Raw genomic sequence first — 17,897 nt, forward strand, 5'->3', positions numbered from 1 at the left:
TTTTTACAGAGAATAAAAGGAAGACGAGCCTATGGCAATCGAATTATTGACTCCCTTTACCAAGGTAGAGTTGGAGCCAGAAATCAAGGAGAAAAAACGCAAACAAGTCGGGATTTTAGGGGGGAATTTTAACCCTGTTCACAATGCCCATCTTATCGTTGCGGACCAAGTGCGACAACAGTTGGGACTGGACCAAGTCCTGCTCATGCCCGAATACCAACCTCCTCATGTAGATAAAAAGGAAACCATCCCTGAGCACCATCGTCTTAAGATGCTTGAGTTGGCGATTGAGGGGATTGAAGGTCTGGCCATTGAAACCATCGAGCTAGAGCGCAAGGGCATTTCCTACACCTACGACACCATGAAGATTTTGACAGAGCAACATCCAGACACGGATTATTACTTCATTATTGGGGCTGATATGGTGGACTATCTGCCTAAATGGTACCGAATTGATGAGCTAGTCGACATGGTTCAGTTTGTAGGGGTTCAGCGTCCGCGCTACAAGGCAGGGACTTCCTATCCAGTTATCTGGGTGGATGTGCCTCTCATGGACATCTCGTCCAGCATGATGCGTGACTTCATTGCCCAAGGTCGGAAGCCCAACTTTCTCCTACCTCAGCCAGTGCTAGACTACATCGAGAAGGAGGGGCTTTACTGATGGCATACCAAGACTATATCAACTGTTCCCGAGAGGCTTTGTTGGAAAGAATGGCAGAGCTTCTACCTGAAAAACGTTTAACCCATTGTTTGGGTGTAGAACGTGCGGCCATAGAACTGGCTCAGCGCTTTGGTGTGGATAGTGAGAAAGCAGGTCTAGCAGGACTTCTCCACGACTATGCTAAAAAGTTGTCAGATCAGGAATTTCTAGACTTGATTGACCGTTATCAGCTAGACCCTGACCTCAAAAACTGGGGCAATAATGTCTGGCATGGCATGGTCGGAATTTACAAGCTTCAAGAAGACTTGGATTTACAAGATTCTGAAATCCTGCGAGCCATTGAAATCCATACAGTCGGGGCTGGTCAGATGACCGAGCTAGATAAGGTCATCTACGTCGCAGATTATATCGAACACAATCGTGCCTTTCCAGGCGTAGATGTGGCGCGTGAAATTGCTGAGCTATCGCTCAATAAGGCAGTGGCTTACGAAACAGCTCGTACTGTGGAGCATCTAGCTCATCAGGGATTCCCCATCTATCCCCAAACCCTTGCAACCTATAATGCCTTTGTGCACTATTTGAAAGAGAACTAAATGAACGAAAAAGAATTATTAGAACTAGTCGTGAAAGCGGCTGATGAGAAACGTGCGGAGGATATCCTCGTACTTGACGTAAAAGATTTGACTAGCGTGACAGACTACTTTGTCATCACTAGCTCAATGAATAGCCGTCAGTTGGACGCAATCGCTGACAATATCCGTGAAAAAGTAGCCGATGCTGGCTTTAAAGGCAGTCACGTCGAAGGTAATGCAGCTGGAGGCTGGGTTTTGCTGGATCTCGGTGCTGTCGTAGTGCATATCTTTTCAGAAGAAATGCGTGTCCACTATAACCTAGAAAAACTATGGCATGAGGCGAGCTCAGTAGATTTATCTGAAACTTTATAGTCTTTTCCTTTATCTTTTATTACGGCGTTAACTCATTTTGCCTAACTGTAGTTATGCCTGCAATTCGTTGCCTAGTACTAAAAGCAAACGAAAAGACTATAGCGTTACAATTGAACTCAGTTGCGGTCAACTGGGTTTCTTTGCTTATTTTAAAAGGAAAGTGATAGAAAGGATTTGAACCCGTCCTGTAATCGTCGGAAAATAGATAGCTTTGGCTTGGTTCAGGATCCTAAGTCCAAGCTCCTAATTTTCATTCCGATTACGGGCGGACTTGGTATCATGATTATGGCAACTTATGAAACCTTTGCGGCTGTTTACGATGCTGTGATGGATGATAGTTTATACGATAAATGGACGGATTTTTCCCTGCGACATTTGCCTAAGACTAAGGAGAGAAAGAAACTCTTGGAATTGGCTTGTGGGACAGGCATCCAGTCCGTTCGCTTTTCTCAGGCTGGTTTTGATGTAACTGGACTGGACTTGAGTGCTGATATGTTGAAAATTGCGGAGAAGAGAGCTGCTTCAACCAAGCAAAAGATTGATTTTATTGAAGGCAATATGCTAGATTTGTCCAAGGCAGGTAAATACGACTTTGTGACCTGCTATTCGGACTCTATCTGCTATATGCAGGATGAGGTGGAGGTAGGAGACTTCTTTAAGGAAGTATATAATGCCCTCAACGAAGATGGTGTATTTATCTTTGATGTGCATTCGACCTACCAGACAGATGAAGTTTTTCCAGGCTATTCCTACCATGAAAATGCGGAAGATTTTGCCATGCTTTGGGACACCTATGAGGACGAAGCTCCTCACTCCATCGTCCATGAGTTGACTTTCTTTATCAAGGAGGCTGACGGTTCCTTTAGTCGCCACGATGAAGTACATGAGGAGCGTACATACGAAGTCTTGACCTATGATATTTTGCTGGAACAAGCTGGTTTCAAGTCTTTCAAACTCTATGCAGACTTTGAGGATAAGGAGCCAACAAAAACTAGCACCCGTTGGTTTTTTGTCGCGCAGAAGTAGGAGATTACCATGACCATTACAGGTATTATCGCGGAGTTCAATCCTTTTCATAATGGGCACAAATACCTGCTGGATCAAGCAGAGGGGTTGAAAATCGTTGCCATGTCTGGGAATTTCATGCAACGAGGAGAGACGGCTATCGTGGATAAGTGGACACGAGCTCAGATGGCACTGGAGAATGGAGCAGACCTGGTAGTGGAATTGCCCTTTTTGGTCAGTGTTCAGGCAGCGGATTTCTTTGGACAGGGAGCTGTGGATATCTTGGATCGCTTGGGTATTGATACTCTAGCCTTTGGGACAGAGGAAGTTCTGGACTACCAGAAAATTGCTGACCTATACACGGAGCAAGGTGCTGAGATGGAGAAATTTGTGGAAAATCTGCCTGATTCTCTTTCTTATCCCCAGAAAACCCAAGAAATGTGGAAGGAATTTGCAGATCTAGGTTTTTCAGGCAATACGCCTAATCATGTCCTTGCTCTGGCCTATGCCAAGGCGGTTGCAGGACGCAACATCAAACTGCATCCGATTCAGCGTCAGGGAGCGGGTTATCATTCTGTGGACAAGAATGTGGACTTTGCTTCGGCAACAGCCATCCGTCAGCACCAGAGGGACAAAGATTTCTTAGAACGCTTTATGCCTTCTGTTGCCCTCTTTGAACAGGCTAGTAAGGTGAGCTGGGATGATTATTTTCCCTTGCTCCGCTATCAAATTTTGTCAAATCCAGACCTAACGACCATCTATCAGGTCAATCAAGAAATGGCTGTGCGCATCAAGGAAGCTATCAAGAAGGCTCAGTCTGTTGACGAATTGGTCGAGGCTGTTGCGACCAAACGCTACACCAAGGCGCGTGTCAGACGCCTCTTGACCTATATCTTGGTGCAGGCCAGAGAAAGCGACTTGCCAGAAGCCATCCATGTCCTTGGATTTACCGAGAAAGGCAGACAACATCTTAAGTCTCTGAAAGGGCAGATCAATCTGGTAAGCCGAATTGGCAAAAAACCTTGGGATACCATGACGCAAAAAGCAGACCAGATTTACCAACTAGGACAGCCAAGCATCACAGAGCAGAATTTCGGCAGGGTGCCCATTGGAATAGAAACAAACTAAGTCTACTGAAAGGTGGACTTTTTTGCTTCGTTTTTCGTGGAAATTTAAATTTTTAAAGATTCTTAATTTTGCTTGAATATCCAAGGGATTTCTTCTAAAAATCACACAAAACTCTTCAATTTGGGTTTGTGGAAATCGGTTTTTTATGATAGAATATTAAGGAATGTATATCATTCGATAAACAAATTTAATGAGGTAAAAACATGGAAATCATGACACTTGCGATTGCTGTTTTTGCCGTCATCATTGGTTTAGTCATTGGATATGTCAGCATCTCAGCTAAGATGAAATCATCTCAAGAGGCTGCAGAGTTGATGCTTCTAAATGCTGAACAAGAAGCAACTAATTTACGAGGACAAGCCGAGCGCGAAGCGGATTTATTGCTAAATGAAGCCAAGAGCGAAAGCAAGTCTCTTAAAAAAGAAGCACTATTGGAGGCCAAAGAGGAAGCCAGAAAATACCGTGAAGAAGTGGACGCTGAATTTAAGTCAGAACGTCAGGAGCTCAAGCAAATTGAAAGTCGTTTGACGGAGAGAGCTACGAGCCTTGACCGTAAGGACGACAATTTGACGAACAAAGAAAAAACACTTGAACAAAAAGAACAAAGTATTTCTGATAGAGCAAAAAACCTTGATGCACGTGAAGAGCAATTAGAGGAAGTCGAAAGACAAAAAGAAGCTGAACTTGAACGTATCGGCTCCCTTTCCCAAACTGAGGCACGAGATATTATCTTGGCTCAAACAGAGGAAAACTTAACTAAGGAAATTGCTAGCCGCATTCGTGAGGCTGAGCAAGAAGTGAAGGAACGTTCAGACAAGATTGCGAAAGATATCTTGGTTCAGGCTATGCAGCGTATCGCTGGTGACTATGTAGCAGAGTCAACAAACTCGACAGTTCATCTACCAGATGATACCATGAAGGGACGCATTATCGGACGCGAAGGTCGAAATATTCGTACCTTTGAAAGTTTGACAGGGGTCGACGTGATCATCGACGATACACCGGAAGTGGTAACCTTGTCAGGATTTGATCCAATTCGTCGTGAAATTGCTCGTATGACCATGGAAATGTTGCTCAAGGATGGCCGTATCCACCCAGCTCGTATTGAGGAGTTGGTGGAGAAAAACAGTCAGGAGATTGACAATAAAATCCGTGAATATGGTGAGGCTGCTGCCTATGAGATTGGTGCGCCAAACCTCCATCCAGACTTGATGAAGATCATGGGACGCTTGCAGTTCCGTACTTCTTATGGACAAAATGTTTTGCGTCATTCGATTGAGGTTGCTAAGTTATCTGGTATCATTGCGAGTGAACTTGGTGAAAATGCAGCTCTTGCCCGTCGTGCTGGATTCCTTCATGACATAGGGAAAGCCATTGACCGCGAGGTTGAAGGTAGCCACGTTGAGATTGGTACAGAGTTGGCTCGTAAGTACAAGGAACACCCAGTTGTGGTGAATACTATTGCTAGCCACCACGGGGATGTCGAAGCTGAAAGCGTCATTGCGGTGATCGTTGCTGCAGCAGATGCCTTGAGTGCAGCGCGTCCAGGTGCTCGTAGTGAATCTCTTGAAAACTATATCAAGCGTCTCCACGATTTGGAAGAAATCGCCAATGGCTTTGAAGGAGTGCAAAATAGCTTCGCCCTTCAAGCAGGACGTGAAATCCGCATCATGGTAAATCCAGGACAAATCAAGGACGACAAAGTCACAATCTTGGCTCACAAAGTTCGTGAGAAAATTGAAAACAATCTCGATTACCCGGGAAATATCAAGGTAACCGTGATCCGCGAACTTCGTGCAGTAGATTATGCTAAATAAATAAGAAAGAGCAGTTGAAAAATTACTGCTTTTTTGTTACACTAGATAGAAAGACTGTAGAAGGATAACTGACGTTCTCATCAGTATCCGAGAGAAATTTCACTTTATTTCACAGACTAACTAAAGGAGACATAATGGCAGACCGAGGCTTGCTAATCGTTTTTTCTGGTCCTTCAGGAGTTGGGAAAGGAACGGTTAGAAGAGAGATTTTTGAGAGTTCTGAGAATCAATTTCAATACTCTGTATCGATGACGACACGCGCGCAACGTCCTAGTGAAGTGGACGGAGTGGACTATTTCTTCCGTACTCGTGAAGAGTTTGAAGAGCTGATTCGTCAAGGTCAGATGTTGGAATATGCAGAATATGTCGGTAACTACTATGGAACTCCTCTGACCTATGTCAACGAAACCCTAGACAAGGGAATCGATGTCTTTCTTGAGATTGAAGTGCAGGGAGCTCTTCAGGTTAAGAAAAAGGTTCCAGATGCTGTCTTTATCTTCCTAACACCGCCAGATTTGGATGAATTGCAAGATCGTTTGGTAGGTCGTGGAACAGACAGTGCAGAAGTGATTGCCCAACGAATCGAAAAAGCCAAGGAAGAAATTGCCCTCATGCGTGAGTATGATTATGCCATTGTCAACGATCAGGTGCCCCTCGCTGCTGAACGTGTCAAGCGTGTGATCGAAGCAGAACACTTCCGTGTGGATCGTGTCATTGGTCACTACCAGGAGATGTTGCCAAAATCTCCAACTACTCGATAAACTATAGGAAACAGGTACAAGCAAATGATGTTAAAACCCTCTATCGATACCTTGCTAGACAAGGTGCCATCAAAATATTCACTCGTAATCTTGGAAGCAAAGCGTGCCCACGAACTAGAAGCAGGAGCACCCCCAACTCAAGAGTTTAAGTCTGAAAAATCAACTCTTCGCGCTTTGGAAGAAATCGAGTCAGGAAACGTAACCATTCACCCAGATCCAGAAGGAAAACGTGAAGCGGTTCGTCTCCGTATCGAAGAAGAAAAACGCCGCAAAGAAGAAGAAGAGAAGAAAATCAAAGAGCAAATTGCTAAAGAAAAAGAAGATGGTGAAAAAATTTAAGGTTGGGGGGACTCAATCTTATTTTTTCTATTGCAAGAATTTGCTGACAAGAAGGAGGTGAGAAGATGGTTATTGCAAAGATTATCGTGGATGTTCCCCTGATGCAGACGGACCAGCCATACAGTTACAAGATCCCAGAGGAATTTGTAGAAATGCTGGAAGTCGGTATGCGGGTCCATGTTCCTTTTGGCAAGGGCAATCGTTTGATCCAAGGGATTGTGCTTGGCCTGGAGTCCCAGTCAGATGAAGGGATGGCTGCCCAGGGCTTGAAAGAGATTGCGGAGGTGCTGGACTTTTCCCCTGTTCTCACTCAAGAGCAAATCTGGCTGGCTGAGGAGCTACGCAAGTCAGTCTTTTCTTACAAAATCTCCATTCTAAAAGCCATGTTGCCGGGATTTTTAAACTCCAGCTATGATAAGATTCTCTATCCTTTAGAAGGCCTAAGTCAGGCAGACAAAGAGCGCTTGTTTGGTTCAGAAGATTCGCTAGCCTTTTCTTCTCTAGATTTAGCCAAGCAGGCGGAAATGATGCGCTTGACTAGAAAAGGTCTGCTTCGCTTAGAGTATCAGGCTGTCGATCAGAGGAAGGTCAAGACCCAGTCTTGGTATGAGGTCCATGTCGATCGGTTAGAAAGAATTGAGATTTCTGCGCGTGCTAAGAAAAAGGCAGAGCTGAGAGACTATTTGCTTGCTCATGCGGAGAGTGCTCCTCTGGCTAGCTTGTTAGAGTCTTATTCGCGGGAGCAAGTCAACTTCTTTGTGGAGCAAGGAGCTCTAACCTTAATTCAAAAGGAAGTGCAACGCTCGGCTGCTTATTTCGAAGGTATTGAAACAAGTAGACCCTTGGAGTTGAATCCAGAGCAAAGACAAGCTCGCGATGCTGTTATCAGTGCGATTGGAAGTCAGCAATCTCCTTTCCTCCTTCAAGGGATTACAGGAAGTGGGAAGACCGAGGTTTACTTGCAGATCATCCAAGGAGCCTTGGACAAGGGCAAGACAGCCATTTTGCTGGTACCTGAGATTTCTCTGACACCACAAATGACGGAGCGTTTCATTGCTCGTTTTGGCGAGAAAGTGGCCATTCTTCACTCAGGCCTGTCCAATGGTGAAAAGTACGACGAATGGCGCAAGGTTGAGCGTGGAGATGCCCAAGTTGTTGTTGGCGCTCGATCAGCTATCTTTGCTCCTTTGAAAAATCTAGGTGTCATGATTATCGATGAAGAGCATGAAGCTAGCTACAAACAAGACAGCAATCCCCGTTATCATGCTAGAGAGGTCGCCATTTTACGGGCCCAGTACAATCAAGCAGCCTTGGTCCTTGGTTCAGCGACACCGAGCTTAGAAAGCCGTGCACGGGCTGGAAAAGGTGTCTATCAACACTTACGACTAACCAAACGAGCTAATCCTTTAGCCACGATTCCTGAGGTTCAAGTGATTGACTTTCGTGACTATATCGGGCAGAATGAGACATCAAACTTTACCCCTCCTTTGCTAGAAGCGATCCAAGACCGTCTGGATAAAAAAGAGCAGGTAGTCCTTATGCTCAATCGTCGGGGTTATTCTAGCTTTGTTATGTGTCGGGAGTGTGGGGCGGTGGATACTTGTCCCAACTGTGACATTTCTCTAACCTTGCACATGGATACCAAGACTATGAACTGCCATTACTGTGGCTTTTCTAAGGGAATTCCTCATGTATGTCCCAACTGTCAGAGCCGAAGTATTCGTTACTACGGGACAGGGACTCAGAAAGCATACGATGAGTTAGCAGAACTCTTTCCTCAGGCCCGCATTCTGCGGATGGATGTGGATACGACCCGTAAGAAAGGCAGTCACCAAGCTCTTCTTGACCAGTTTGGTCAAGGCGAAGCGGATATCTTGCTGGGAACTCAGATGATTGCCAAGGGCTTGGATTTTCCAAATGTGACCCTAGTCGGAGTGCTCAATGCGGATACGGCCTTGAATCTGCCTGATTTTCGTTCTTCCGAGAGAACCTTCCAACTCTTAACTCAGGTTGCTGGTCGTGCAGGTCGAGCGGAAAAAGCTGGGCAGGTCTTGATTCAGTCATACAATCCTGAGCACTATGCCATTCGTTTTGCAAAAGATCAGGATTACGAAGGTTTTTATGCCTATGAAATGAGTATTAGGCGCCAACTCGGCTATCCGCCTTATTATTTCACTATTGGGATTACCCTCTCTCACAAGAAAGAAGAAGAGGTTGTCAAACGTGCCTATGAAGTCATGGGAATTTTGCGCTCAGGTTTATCGGAAACTAGTAAAATCCTTGGACCAACGCCAAAACCCATTGCCCGTACTCACAACCTTTATCATTACCAGATTTTGATTAAATACCGTTTAGAAGATGAGCTGGGACAGACTCTCAATCGAGTTTTGGCCTTGACTCAAGAACGGGAAAATAGCGAGCTTCGTCTCAGCATTGATCACGAACCGCAACAATTTTTATAAGAAGGAGAAGAAATGACAAAACTAATCTTTATGGGGACACCTGACTTTTCAGCAACAGTTTTGAAGGGGTTGTTATCAGATGATCGTTACGAGATTCTAGCTGTTGTAACCCAGCCAGATCGCGCTGTCGGCCGTAAAAAAGTGATCCAAGAAACCCCAGTCAAGCAGGCTGCCAAAGAAGCAGGCCTTCCCATCTACCAACCTGAAAAATTATCTGGAAGCCCAGAGATGGAAGCCATTATGAAGCTAGGAGCAGATGGGATTATCACTGCTGCGTTTGGGCAGTTTCTCCCAAGTAAACTCCTTGATAGTATGGATTTTGCGGTCAACGTTCACGCTTCCCTTCTTCCAAAACACCGCGGTGGCGCCCCCATTCATTACGCCTTGATTCAAGGGGATGAGGAAGCCGGCGTGACCATTATGGAGATGGTTAAGGAAATGGATGCAGGGGATATGATTTCCCGTCGCAGTATTCCTATCACAGATGAGGACAATGTCGGCACCTTGTTTGAAAAATTGGCAATCGTTGGTCGTGACTTGCTTTTGGACACCCTTCCTGGCTATATTGCTGGGGAGATCAAACCTGTGCCTCAGGACCCAAGCCAGGTCACTTTCTCGCCAAATATTAAGCCAGAAGAAGAGAAACTCGATTGGACTAAAACCAATCGCCAACTCTTCAACCAAATCCGCGGCATGAATCCATGGCCTGTTGCCCACACTTTTCTCAAGGGTGATCGCTTTAAGATTTATGAAGCCCTGCCAGTAGAAGGTCAGGGAGCTCCAGGTGAGATCCTCTCTATTGGTAAAAAGGAATTAATCGTAGCAGCGGCTGAAGGAGCTCTATCTCTCAAGCAAGTGCAGCCAGCAGGTAAGCCTAAGATGGACATTGCTTCCTTCCTCAACGGAGTGGGACGGACATTGACTGTAGGAGAACGATTTGGTGACTAAAGTAGAAACGGCTAGAAGTCTAGCTCTAGCAGTGCTAGAGGATGTTTTAGTCAACCAAGCATATTCGAATATTGCTTTAAACAAACACCTCAAGGTGAGTCAACTCTCAGTAGCAGACAAGGGTTTGGTGACAGAGATTGTCTACGGTACGGTAGCCCGAAAACTGACTCTGGAATGGTATCTGTCCCACTTTATCCAAGACAGAGACAAGCTAGACAACTGGCTCTATATCCTGCTCCTTCTGAGCGCTTACCAACTTCGGTATCTGGATAAGATTCCTAATCACGCTGTAGTCAATGAAGCGGTAGAACTAGCCAAAGCGCGTAAAAAAGGCAGTGAAAAATTGGTCAACGCTGTCCTTCGTCGTATTTTGCGAGAAGGCTGGCCAGATGTTGACAGCATCAAACGCAAAAACAAGCGTGATTCCATTGCCTATTCTCTCCCAGTTTGGCTAGTGTCTAAGCTCAAGGAAGAATACGGTGAAGAGCGAGCACAAGCCATCTTTAAAAGTCTCTTGGTGCGCAGCAAAGCCAGTATTCGTGTAGCCGATTTGAGCCGAAAAGAGGAAATCAAAGCCGTGTTAGAGGCGACCGATTCCCCTTTGGCAGCCACTGGTCTGGTCAAGGAGCAAGGCCACTTTGCAGGTCATGATTTGTTCGCAGAAGGGGCTATAACCATCCAAGACGAATCCAGTCAATTAGTTGCTCCGACTCTTGATCTACAAGGTGATGAACAGGTCCTGGATGCCTGTGCCGCTCCGGGTGGGAAAACAGCCCATATGGCCTCTTACCTCACATCCGGTAAGGTGACGGCTTTGGATCTTTATGATCATAAGTTGGACTTGATCCAAGAAAATGCGGAGCGTTTAGGTGTGGCAGATCAAGTGCAAACGCAAAAATTGGATGCCAGAAAAGTGCATGAGTTTTTCGGTCGGGACTCTTTTGATAAGATTTTAGTAGATGCTCCCTGTTCTGGGATTGGACTCTTGCGTCGCAAACCAGATATAAAATACAATAAAGAAACAGCAGATTTCACGTCCTTACAGGAAATTCAGCTGGAAATATTAGGTAGTGTTTGTCAAACACTACGAAAAGGTGGTATAATAACGTATAGTACCTGTACTATTGTCTCTGAGGAGAACTTTCAAGTCGTTGAGGCATTTTTAGAAAGTCATCCCGAGTTCGAGCAGGTTAAACTAGAACACGAATGTAAAGATATCCTGAAAGATGGCTGCATCCTGATTACTCCAGAATTGTATGGAAGTGATGGATTCTTTGTCAGCCAATTTCGCAAGATATCAGAATAGGAAGGAACTGACACAATGGAAATAGCATTATTAACAGATGTTGGTCAGAAACGGACAAATAATCAGGACTATGTCAATCACTTTGTCAACCGAGCAGGACGCACTATGATCATCTTGGCTGACGGAATGGGAGGACACCGTGCAGGAAATATCGCTAGTGAGATGGCGGTCACAGACCTCGGTGTAGATTGGGTGGATACCCAAATTGACTCAGTCAATGAAGTTCGTGAGTGGTTTGCCCACTACCTGGAGATTGAAAATCAAAAAATTCATCAACTAGGTCAGGACGAAGCATACAGAGGCATGGGAACAACGCTAGAAGCTGTTGCGTTTATTGATAACCAAGCCATCTATGCTCACATTGGAGATTCTCGTATCGGTTTGATTCGTGGAGAAGAATACCACCAGTTGACGAGTGACCATTCCTTGGTTAATGAATTGCTCAAGGCTGGTCAATTGACTCCAGAAGAGGCAGAAACTCACCCTCAAAAGAATATCATCACACAGTCTATCGGACAAAAAGATGAAATCCAGCCTGATTTTGGGATGATTACACTGGAGTCAGGAGATTATCTCTTGCTCAATAGTGACGGTTTGACCAATATGATTTCGGCAAGCGAGATTTATGATATCGTAACCAGCGATATTTCCCTAGCAGACAAGGCGGCCACCCTCATTCGTTTTGCTAACAATGCAGGAGGTTTAGACAACATTACGGTTGCCCTTGTTTACATGAACGAGGAGGCGGCAGAATGATCCAAATCGGCAAGATTTTTGCCGGGCGGTATCGGATTGTCAAGCAGATTGGTCGAGGAGGCATGGCAGATGTTTACTTGGCCAAGGATTTGATCCTAGATGGGGAAGAGGTGGCAGTTAAGGTCCTGAGGACCAATTACCAGACGGACCCGATTGCAGTGGCACGTTTCCAGCGGGAAGCGAGGGCTATGGCGGATCTGGACCATCCTCATATCGTTCGGATAACAGATATCGGTGAGGAAGATGGCCAACAGTACCTAGCTATGGAATACGTAGCAGGACTTGACCTCAAGCGTTATATCAAAGAACACTATCCTCTTTCAAATGAAGAAGCGGTTCGGATTATGGGACAGATTCTTTTGGCTATGCGTTTAGCCCATGCTAGAGGAATTGTTCACCGAGATTTGAAACCTCAAAATATCCTCTTGACACCAGATGGAACTGCTAAAGTTACTGACTTTGGGATTGCAGTGGCCTTTGCAGAGACGAGTCTGACCCAGACCAACTCGATGCTGGGTTCGGTTCATTATTTGTCACCTGAGCAAGCGCGTGGTTCAAAAGCGACCTTCCAGAGTGATATCTATGCAATGGGGATTATTTTCTATGAAATGCTGACAGGACATATCCCTTATGATGGGGATAGTGCGGTTACGATTGCCCTTCAGCATTTCCAGAAGCCACTTCCGTCCGTCATTGCTGAAAACCCATCTGTCCCTCAGGCTTTGGAAAATGTTGTCATCAAGGCAACTGCTAAGAAATTGTCTGATCGCTATCAGTCTGTTTCAGAAATGTATATGGACTTGTCAACTAGCTTGTCTTATAATCGTCGGAATGAGCCGAAACTGGTCTTTGACGATGCGAGTAAGGCGGATACGAAGACTTTACCTAAAGTCCCACAAAGTACATTGACCTCGATTCCAAAAGCTCCGGCGCAGGAAGAACGTCCTCAGTCAAAGAAATTAACCCCAGAGCAAGCACCTACGCAAAAGCCAACTAAAAAGCGGAAGTTTAAGGCTCGCTATATGATTCTTTTAGCTAGTCTTCTATTAGTTGCAGCTTCTTTGGTCTGGATTTTATCTAGAACACCAGCAACGATTGCTGTTCCTGACGTGGCTGGACAAACTGTTGCAGAGGCAAAAGAAGCTCTTAAAAAATCCAAGTTTGAAGCTGGTGAAGAAAAGTCAGAGGCCAGCGATACTGTAGCAGAAGGACGCGTTATTCGAACGGATCCAGAAGCTGGTAGTAGCCGAAAAGAAGGAACCAAGGTTAATTTGATCGTTTCTTCTGGTAAGCAATCCTTCCAATTGAGCAATTATGTTGGACGCAAGTATACGGATGTCGTAGCTGAACTCAAGGAGAAGAAGGTTCCTGAGAATCTAATCAAGATGGAAGAGGAAGAATCCAGCGAAAGCGAACCTGGAACCATTCTCAGACAAAGTCCTGCGGCAGGTACGACTTATGATCTTTCAAAAGCTAGCACAATTACTTTAACGGTTGCTAAGAAAGTAACAAGCGTTTCTATGCCAAGTTATATTGGTTCAAGTCTCGAATTTACAAAGAATAATTTGACTCAGATTGTCGGTGTAAAAGAGGCCAATATTGAGGTTGTCGAGGTTTCGACTGCTCCTGAAGGGACAGCAGAAGGTACAGTTGTAGATCAAACACCAAAAGCGGGTGAAAAGGTTGACCTTGCTAGCACGCGTATCAAACTTTCCATCTACAAACCGAAAACACCACCGTCAACTTCATCTTCATCTTCTAGTTCTGCACAACGTGGGAACCAAGGTTCTTCTACAACTCCAAATCAGGGGAACCAACAAGGAAACACTCCTTCAACTAGTCAATCAAATAGTGAAGGAACCCGTGAAAGTTCTCGAGATTAAACGAATCTTTGTCATGATTTCATGACAAAGATTTTTTTTCATTGATTTTTGTGATAAAATATAGGAAGCAGAAAAGGAGGAGAAAATGGACGAATCAAGAGAGTTGAATGCCGTCATTGATGTGATTATGCTAGCTGGAACCATTCTCTTAAAAAGCGGTTCGGAGATTTATCGGGTGGAGGACACCATGATCCGTATCGCTCATTCACAGGGAATAGTGGATTGCAACGTTCTTGCCATGCCAGCAGCTATTTTCTTTTCTATTGAGAATACCAATATTTCTCGTATGAAACGGGTAACTTCTTCCTCCTACAACATCGAAAAAGTCTGCGATGTCAACCAAGTATCACGGGAGCTTGTCGGAGGGCAGATCGATCTCTCTACAGCCCTTGAAAGGCTAAAGGAAATCAGAAATCAAGCTCTTCCTTATACCAAGTTCCAAGTGACTATTGCAGCAACTCTCAGTGCCCCTTTTTTCTCGATTATGTTCGGGGGGAATACCTATGATGCTTTTGGTGCAGCCATTGCGACCTTACTTGGTTTTGCTTTTTCTCTCTATGTAGAGAAGTTTGTCCGCATTCCTTTTGTAACCGCCTTTGCGGGTGCCTTTGTTTTTGGCTTGATTGCCCAGTTCTGGGCCCGCTATACAGGATTTCCTTCGACGGCAGACTTGATCATAGCGGGAGCCGTCATGCCTTTTGTTCCAGGGATTGCTCTGACAAATGCGGTTCGGGATATCATGACCAACCATATCAACTCTGGTATGAGCAAGATGTTTGAATCCTTGCTCATTACCCTCGCTTTAGGGGCCGGCACCTCCGTCGCCCTGGTTTTGATGACATAAGATGACTCTAACAAGTATTTTACTCCAAGCAGTGGCGAGTTTACTCGCCATTATCACCTTTCTAATCGTACTAAATGTTCAGCGCTCCATGCTCCTACCTGGTGGTGTTCTGGGAATGGGTGTCTGGCTCCTCTACCTCGTGCTCAAAGAACCAACCAATGTTATTGTTGCGACCTTTATTGCGGCAGTAGTTGGTTCTTGTATCAGCCAAATTTTAAGTATTGTATATAAGACGCCAGCAGTGGTCTTTGTCTTGGCCATTCTTGCCCCCTTGGTGCCCGGTTATCTATCCTATCGAACGACAGCCTTCTTTGTGACAGGCGATTACAGTCATGCCCTTACCAGTGCAACACTAGTAGTTATGTTGGCTCTGGTCATTTCTATCGGGATGGCAAGTGGAACGGTGATTTTAAAGCTCTATTACTACATCCGAAAACAGAGAGGGATCTCCTCCTAAGGCTGTCAAAGCAAAGACTTGATTTGTTGAATCAAGTCTTTTTTCTCTCATTTGTTCCTATTTGTGATAAAATAGAATAGAACGATTTTTTACAATGAATGAAAAAACAGAGGTAAATATGACAATCGGTATTGATAAGATTGGTTTTGCGACCAGTCAATATGTCTTGAAATTACAAGACCTAGCAGAAGCAAGAGGAGTTGATCCGGATAAATATAGTAAGGGTCTCTTATTAAACGAAATTAGCATTGCACCATTGACTGAGGATGTTGTCACCTTAGCTGCCAGTGCAAGCAACTCTATCCTCACAGATAAAGAAAAAGAAGAAATCGACATGGTCATCGTGGCGACCGAGTCAGGGATTGACCAGAGTAAGGCGGCGGCGGTCTTTGTTCACGGTCTATTAGGTATCCAGCCGTTCGCTCGCAGTTTTGAAATCAAAGAAGCTTGTTACGGAGCAACAGCTGCCCTCCATTATGCCAAGTTACATGTGGAAAATTCTCCAAAGTCCAAGGTCTTGGTCATCGCCAGTGATATTGCCAAGTATGGTGTGGGAACTCCGGGTGAGCCAACTCAGGGAGCTGGAAGCGTGGCGATGCTGATCACCCAAAATCCTCGCATCATGGCCTTTAACAATGATAACGTTGCTCAAACGCGTGATATTATGGATTTCTGGCGTCCGAACTATTCAACTACTCCTTATGTAAACGGCTTGTACTCAACTCAGCAATATCTTGACAGTCTTACGACGACTTGGGATGAATACAAGAAACGCTATGATTGGACTATGAATGATTTTGCGGCTATCTGCTTCCACTTGCCTTATCCCAAATTAGCCCTAAAAGGCTTGCGCAAGATGATGGATAAGACTTTGTCTCAGGAAAAAAAGGATAGTCTGCAAGAAAACTTTTATAAGTCCATTCTCTACAGTCAGATGATTGGGAATATCTACACAGGTTCCCTCTTCCTTGGGCTTCTCTCCCTTTTGGAAAATGCAGAAAATTTGAAGGCTGGAGATAAAATTGTCCTCTACAGTTACGGAAGTGGAGCAGTTTCAGAGTTCTTTAGTGGAGAACTGGTTGAAGGCTATGAGGCCTACCTTGATAAGGATCGTTTGACCAAACTCAAGCAACGTACAGCATTGTCTGTTGCAGACTATGAAAAAGTCTTCTTCGAAGAGGTAGAGTTGGATGAATCTGGTTCAGCCCAGTTTGCAGGTTTTGAAAATCAAGACTATGCCTTGGTTGAAATTCTCGACCACCAACGCCGTTATAGCAAGGTTGAAAAGTAATGAAGAGAAGTTGGAATGGATTTTCTAAAAAATCATACCATGAGCGCCTTGAGTTGTTGCGAGCCCAGGCGCTCCTTAGTCCTGACAAGCAAGCGAGTCTGGAGCAGGATGAACAAGTCAGCTTGGCTGTTGCAGATCAGCTGAGTGAGAATGTGGTAGGAACTTTTTCTCTGCCTTATTCGATCATTCCAGAGCTTTTGGTGAACGGTCAGGACTACACAGTTCCCTATGTGACAGAAGAACCCTCAGTGGTTGCTGCGGCTAGCTATGCCAGCAAAATCATCAAGCGAGCAGGTGGCTTTACTGCTCAAGTACATGAGCGCCAGATGATTGGTCAGGTAGCCCTTTATCAAGTTGCTGATCCTGAACAAGCGCAAGAGAAGATTGCTAGCAAGAAGGCGGAGCTCTTGGAACTTGCCAATCAAGCCTATCCGTCCATCGTTAAACGCAGAGGTGGGGCGCGTGATTTGCATGTAGAGCAGATCAAAGGTGAAACAGACTTTCTCGTTGTGTATCTCCATGTTGATACTCAGGAAGCCATGGGAGCCAATATGCTCAACACCATGCTGGAAGCCTTGAAACCAGTCTTAGAAGAACTCAGTCAGGGACAGAGTCTTATGGGAATTTTGTCCAACTACGCGACCGATTCTCTGGTGACTGCAAGCTGTCGTATCGCCTTTCGCTACTTGAGTCCCCAAAGGGACCAAGGACGAGAAATTGCGGAGAAAATAGCCTTGGCTAGCCAGTTTGCGCAGGCTGATCCTTACCGAGCAGCGACTCACAATAAAGGGATTTTTAATGGTATCGATGCCATTTTGATTGCCACTGGTAATGACTGGCGTGCCATCGAAGCTGGGGCCCATGCCTTTGCTAGTCGAGACGGACGCTATCAAGGCCTTAGTCAATGGACGCTGGACATGGAAAGAGAAGAATTGGTCGGTGAGATGACCCTACCCATGCCGGTAGCGACCAAGGGTGGCTCTATCGGACTCAACCCTCGTGTAGCCCTCAGTCATGAACTACTAGGAAATCCTTCAGCTAAGGAATTAGCTCAGATTATCGTGTCCATCGGTCTCGCCCAAAACTTTGCGGCCCTCAAAGCCTTGGTAAGTACGGGCATCCAGCAAGGCCACATGAAATTACAGGCTAAATCCTTAGCGCTCCTAGCTGGTGCTAGTGAGTCTGAAGTTGCTCCCCTCGTTGAGAGGCTCATCGCAGATAAAACCTTTAACTTAGAGACAGCCCAGCGCTATCTCGAAAACTTAAGATCATAAAAAACTCAGACGAATCAGTCT

Annotated in this window: 17 protein-coding genes; all 17 read left to right on the forward strand. The window is 45.2% G+C overall.

All coding sequences use genetic code 11. The annotated features are described in order from the left end of the window. Positions 1-31: 31 nt before the first annotated feature. The 17 genes from KIH88_RS02015 (at position 32) to KIH88_RS02095 (ending at position 17,876) form a co-directional block, all read left to right on the forward strand. Positions 32-661 (forward strand): nicotinate-nucleotide adenylyltransferase, encoded by a 630-nt coding sequence (locus KIH88_RS02015; protein ID WP_213988312.1) that lies wholly within the window; start codon positions 32-34, stop codon positions 659-661. Further along, entirely contained in the window at positions 661-1,254 is a 594-nt protein-coding gene (gene yqeK, locus KIH88_RS02020; protein WP_213988311.1) for a bis(5'-nucleosyl)-tetraphosphatase (symmetrical) YqeK, read from the forward strand. Before KIH88_RS02015 ends, yqeK begins: the two co-directional genes overlap by 1 nt. After that, on the forward strand, positions 1,255-1,605 hold the full coding sequence (gene rsfS, locus KIH88_RS02025; RefSeq protein ID WP_213988310.1) for a ribosome silencing factor: 351 nt from the start codon (positions 1,255-1,257) through the stop codon (positions 1,603-1,605). 285 nt (positions 1,606-1,890) lie between these two features. Next, positions 1,891-2,631 carry a class I SAM-dependent DNA methyltransferase gene (locus KIH88_RS02030; protein ID WP_318779491.1) on the forward strand — a complete coding sequence of 247 codons (741 nt, stop codon included), beginning with the start codon at positions 1,891-1,893 and terminating at the stop codon, positions 2,629-2,631. Positions 2,632-2,640: 9 nt separating this feature from the next. Beyond that, entirely contained in the window at positions 2,641-3,738 is a 1,098-nt protein-coding gene (locus KIH88_RS02035; protein WP_213988309.1) for a nucleotidyltransferase, read from the forward strand. Between the two features lie 203 nt (positions 3,739-3,941). Continuing rightward, positions 3,942-5,555, forward strand: coding sequence for a ribonuclease Y (locus tag KIH88_RS02040; protein ID WP_213988308.1), 1,614 nt, complete (start codon positions 3,942-3,944; stop codon positions 5,553-5,555). Positions 5,556-5,689: 134 nt separating this feature from the next. Further along, positions 5,690-6,316: a guanylate kinase gene (gene gmk, locus KIH88_RS02045; RefSeq protein WP_125398958.1), complete on the forward strand. Its 627-nt coding sequence runs from the start codon at positions 5,690-5,692 to the stop codon at positions 6,314-6,316. A 24-nt stretch (positions 6,317-6,340) separates the two neighbouring features. Continuing rightward, on the forward strand, positions 6,341-6,655 hold the full coding sequence (rpoZ, locus tag KIH88_RS02050) for a DNA-directed RNA polymerase subunit omega (protein ID WP_213988307.1): 315 nt from the start codon (positions 6,341-6,343) through the stop codon (positions 6,653-6,655). Between the two features lie 65 nt (positions 6,656-6,720). Further along, a complete protein-coding gene (locus KIH88_RS02055) occupies positions 6,721-9,117 on the forward strand; it encodes a primosomal protein N' (RefSeq protein WP_213988306.1) in 2,397 nt (798 codons plus the stop codon). 12 nt (positions 9,118-9,129) lie between these two features. After that, positions 9,130-10,065 (forward strand): methionyl-tRNA formyltransferase, encoded by a 936-nt coding sequence (gene fmt / locus KIH88_RS02060; protein ID WP_213988305.1) that lies wholly within the window; start codon positions 9,130-9,132, stop codon positions 10,063-10,065. Continuing rightward, positions 10,058-11,371, forward strand: a complete 1,314-nt coding sequence (gene rsmB, locus KIH88_RS02065) for a 16S rRNA (cytosine(967)-C(5))-methyltransferase RsmB (RefSeq protein ID WP_213988304.1) — start codon at positions 10,058-10,060, stop codon at positions 11,369-11,371. The genes fmt and rsmB overlap by 8 nt, the downstream gene beginning before the upstream one ends. A gap of 15 nt (positions 11,372-11,386) precedes the next feature. After that, positions 11,387-12,127, forward strand: coding sequence for a Stp1/IreP family PP2C-type Ser/Thr phosphatase (locus KIH88_RS02070; RefSeq protein WP_000401532.1), 741 nt, complete (start codon positions 11,387-11,389; stop codon positions 12,125-12,127). Then, the gene (pknB, locus tag KIH88_RS02075) at positions 12,124-14,010 is read left to right on the forward strand and encodes a Stk1 family PASTA domain-containing Ser/Thr kinase (protein WP_195594577.1); all 1,887 of its coding nucleotides are present in this window, start codon (positions 12,124-12,126) and stop codon (positions 14,008-14,010) included. The genes KIH88_RS02070 and pknB overlap by 4 nt, the downstream gene beginning before the upstream one ends. A gap of 85 nt (positions 14,011-14,095) precedes the next feature. Continuing rightward, positions 14,096-14,854, forward strand: a complete 759-nt coding sequence (locus tag KIH88_RS02080) for a threonine/serine exporter family protein (RefSeq protein ID WP_195594575.1) — start codon at positions 14,096-14,098, stop codon at positions 14,852-14,854. 1 nt (position 14,855) lies between these two features. Then, positions 14,856-15,311 carry a threonine/serine exporter family protein gene (locus KIH88_RS02085; protein WP_000176910.1) on the forward strand — a complete coding sequence of 152 codons (456 nt, stop codon included), beginning with the start codon at positions 14,856-14,858 and terminating at the stop codon, positions 15,309-15,311. 118 nt (positions 15,312-15,429) lie between these two features. Then, on the forward strand, positions 15,430-16,602 hold the full coding sequence (locus KIH88_RS02090) for a hydroxymethylglutaryl-CoA synthase (protein WP_213988404.1): 1,173 nt from the start codon (positions 15,430-15,432) through the stop codon (positions 16,600-16,602). Beyond that, positions 16,602-17,876, forward strand: coding sequence for a hydroxymethylglutaryl-CoA reductase, degradative (locus tag KIH88_RS02095; protein WP_213988303.1), 1,275 nt, complete (start codon positions 16,602-16,604; stop codon positions 17,874-17,876). Before KIH88_RS02090 ends, KIH88_RS02095 begins: the two co-directional genes overlap by 1 nt. Positions 17,877-17,897 lie beyond the last annotated feature (21 nt).

It is taken from the genome of Streptococcus oralis, assembly GCF_018448765.2.
In the GTDB taxonomy this organism is placed as follows: domain Bacteria; phylum Bacillota; class Bacilli; order Lactobacillales; family Streptococcaceae; genus Streptococcus; species Streptococcus oralis_BM.

What these genes read in the sequence shown, in the direction of transcription:
- gmk (WP_125398958.1), top strand. Translation starts at nt 5,690, where the DNA reads ATGGCAGACCGAGGCTTGCTAATCGTTTTTTCTGGTCCTTCAGGAGTT.
- KIH88_RS02030 (WP_318779491.1), top strand. Translation starts at nt 1,891, where the DNA reads ATGGCAACTTATGAAACCTTTGCGGCTGTTTACGATGCTGTGATGGAT.
- pknB (WP_195594577.1), top strand. Translation starts at nt 12,124, where the DNA reads ATGATCCAAATCGGCAAGATTTTTGCCGGGCGGTATCGGATTGTCAAG.
- KIH88_RS02085 (WP_000176910.1), top strand. Translation starts at nt 14,856, where the DNA reads ATGACTCTAACAAGTATTTTACTCCAAGCAGTGGCGAGTTTACTCGCC.
- rsfS (WP_213988310.1), top strand. Translation starts at nt 1,255, where the DNA reads ATGAACGAAAAAGAATTATTAGAACTAGTCGTGAAAGCGGCTGATGAG.
- KIH88_RS02055 (WP_213988306.1), top strand. Translation starts at nt 6,721, where the DNA reads ATGGTTATTGCAAAGATTATCGTGGATGTTCCCCTGATGCAGACGGAC.
- KIH88_RS02070 (WP_000401532.1), top strand. Translation starts at nt 11,387, where the DNA reads ATGGAAATAGCATTATTAACAGATGTTGGTCAGAAACGGACAAATAAT.
- KIH88_RS02095 (WP_213988303.1), top strand. Translation starts at nt 16,602, where the DNA reads ATGAAGAGAAGTTGGAATGGATTTTCTAAAAAATCATACCATGAGCGC.
- yqeK (WP_213988311.1), top strand. Translation starts at nt 661, where the DNA reads ATGGCATACCAAGACTATATCAACTGTTCCCGAGAGGCTTTGTTGGAA.
- KIH88_RS02080 (WP_195594575.1), top strand. Translation starts at nt 14,096, where the DNA reads ATGGACGAATCAAGAGAGTTGAATGCCGTCATTGATGTGATTATGCTA.
- fmt (WP_213988305.1), top strand. Translation starts at nt 9,130, where the DNA reads ATGACAAAACTAATCTTTATGGGGACACCTGACTTTTCAGCAACAGTT.
- KIH88_RS02090 (WP_213988404.1), top strand. Translation starts at nt 15,430, where the DNA reads ATGACAATCGGTATTGATAAGATTGGTTTTGCGACCAGTCAATATGTC.
- KIH88_RS02040 (WP_213988308.1), top strand. Translation starts at nt 3,942, where the DNA reads ATGGAAATCATGACACTTGCGATTGCTGTTTTTGCCGTCATCATTGGT.
- KIH88_RS02035 (WP_213988309.1), top strand. Translation starts at nt 2,641, where the DNA reads ATGACCATTACAGGTATTATCGCGGAGTTCAATCCTTTTCATAATGGG.
- rpoZ (WP_213988307.1), top strand. Translation starts at nt 6,341, where the DNA reads ATGATGTTAAAACCCTCTATCGATACCTTGCTAGACAAGGTGCCATCA.
- KIH88_RS02015 (WP_213988312.1), top strand. Translation starts at nt 32, where the DNA reads ATGGCAATCGAATTATTGACTCCCTTTACCAAGGTAGAGTTGGAGCCA.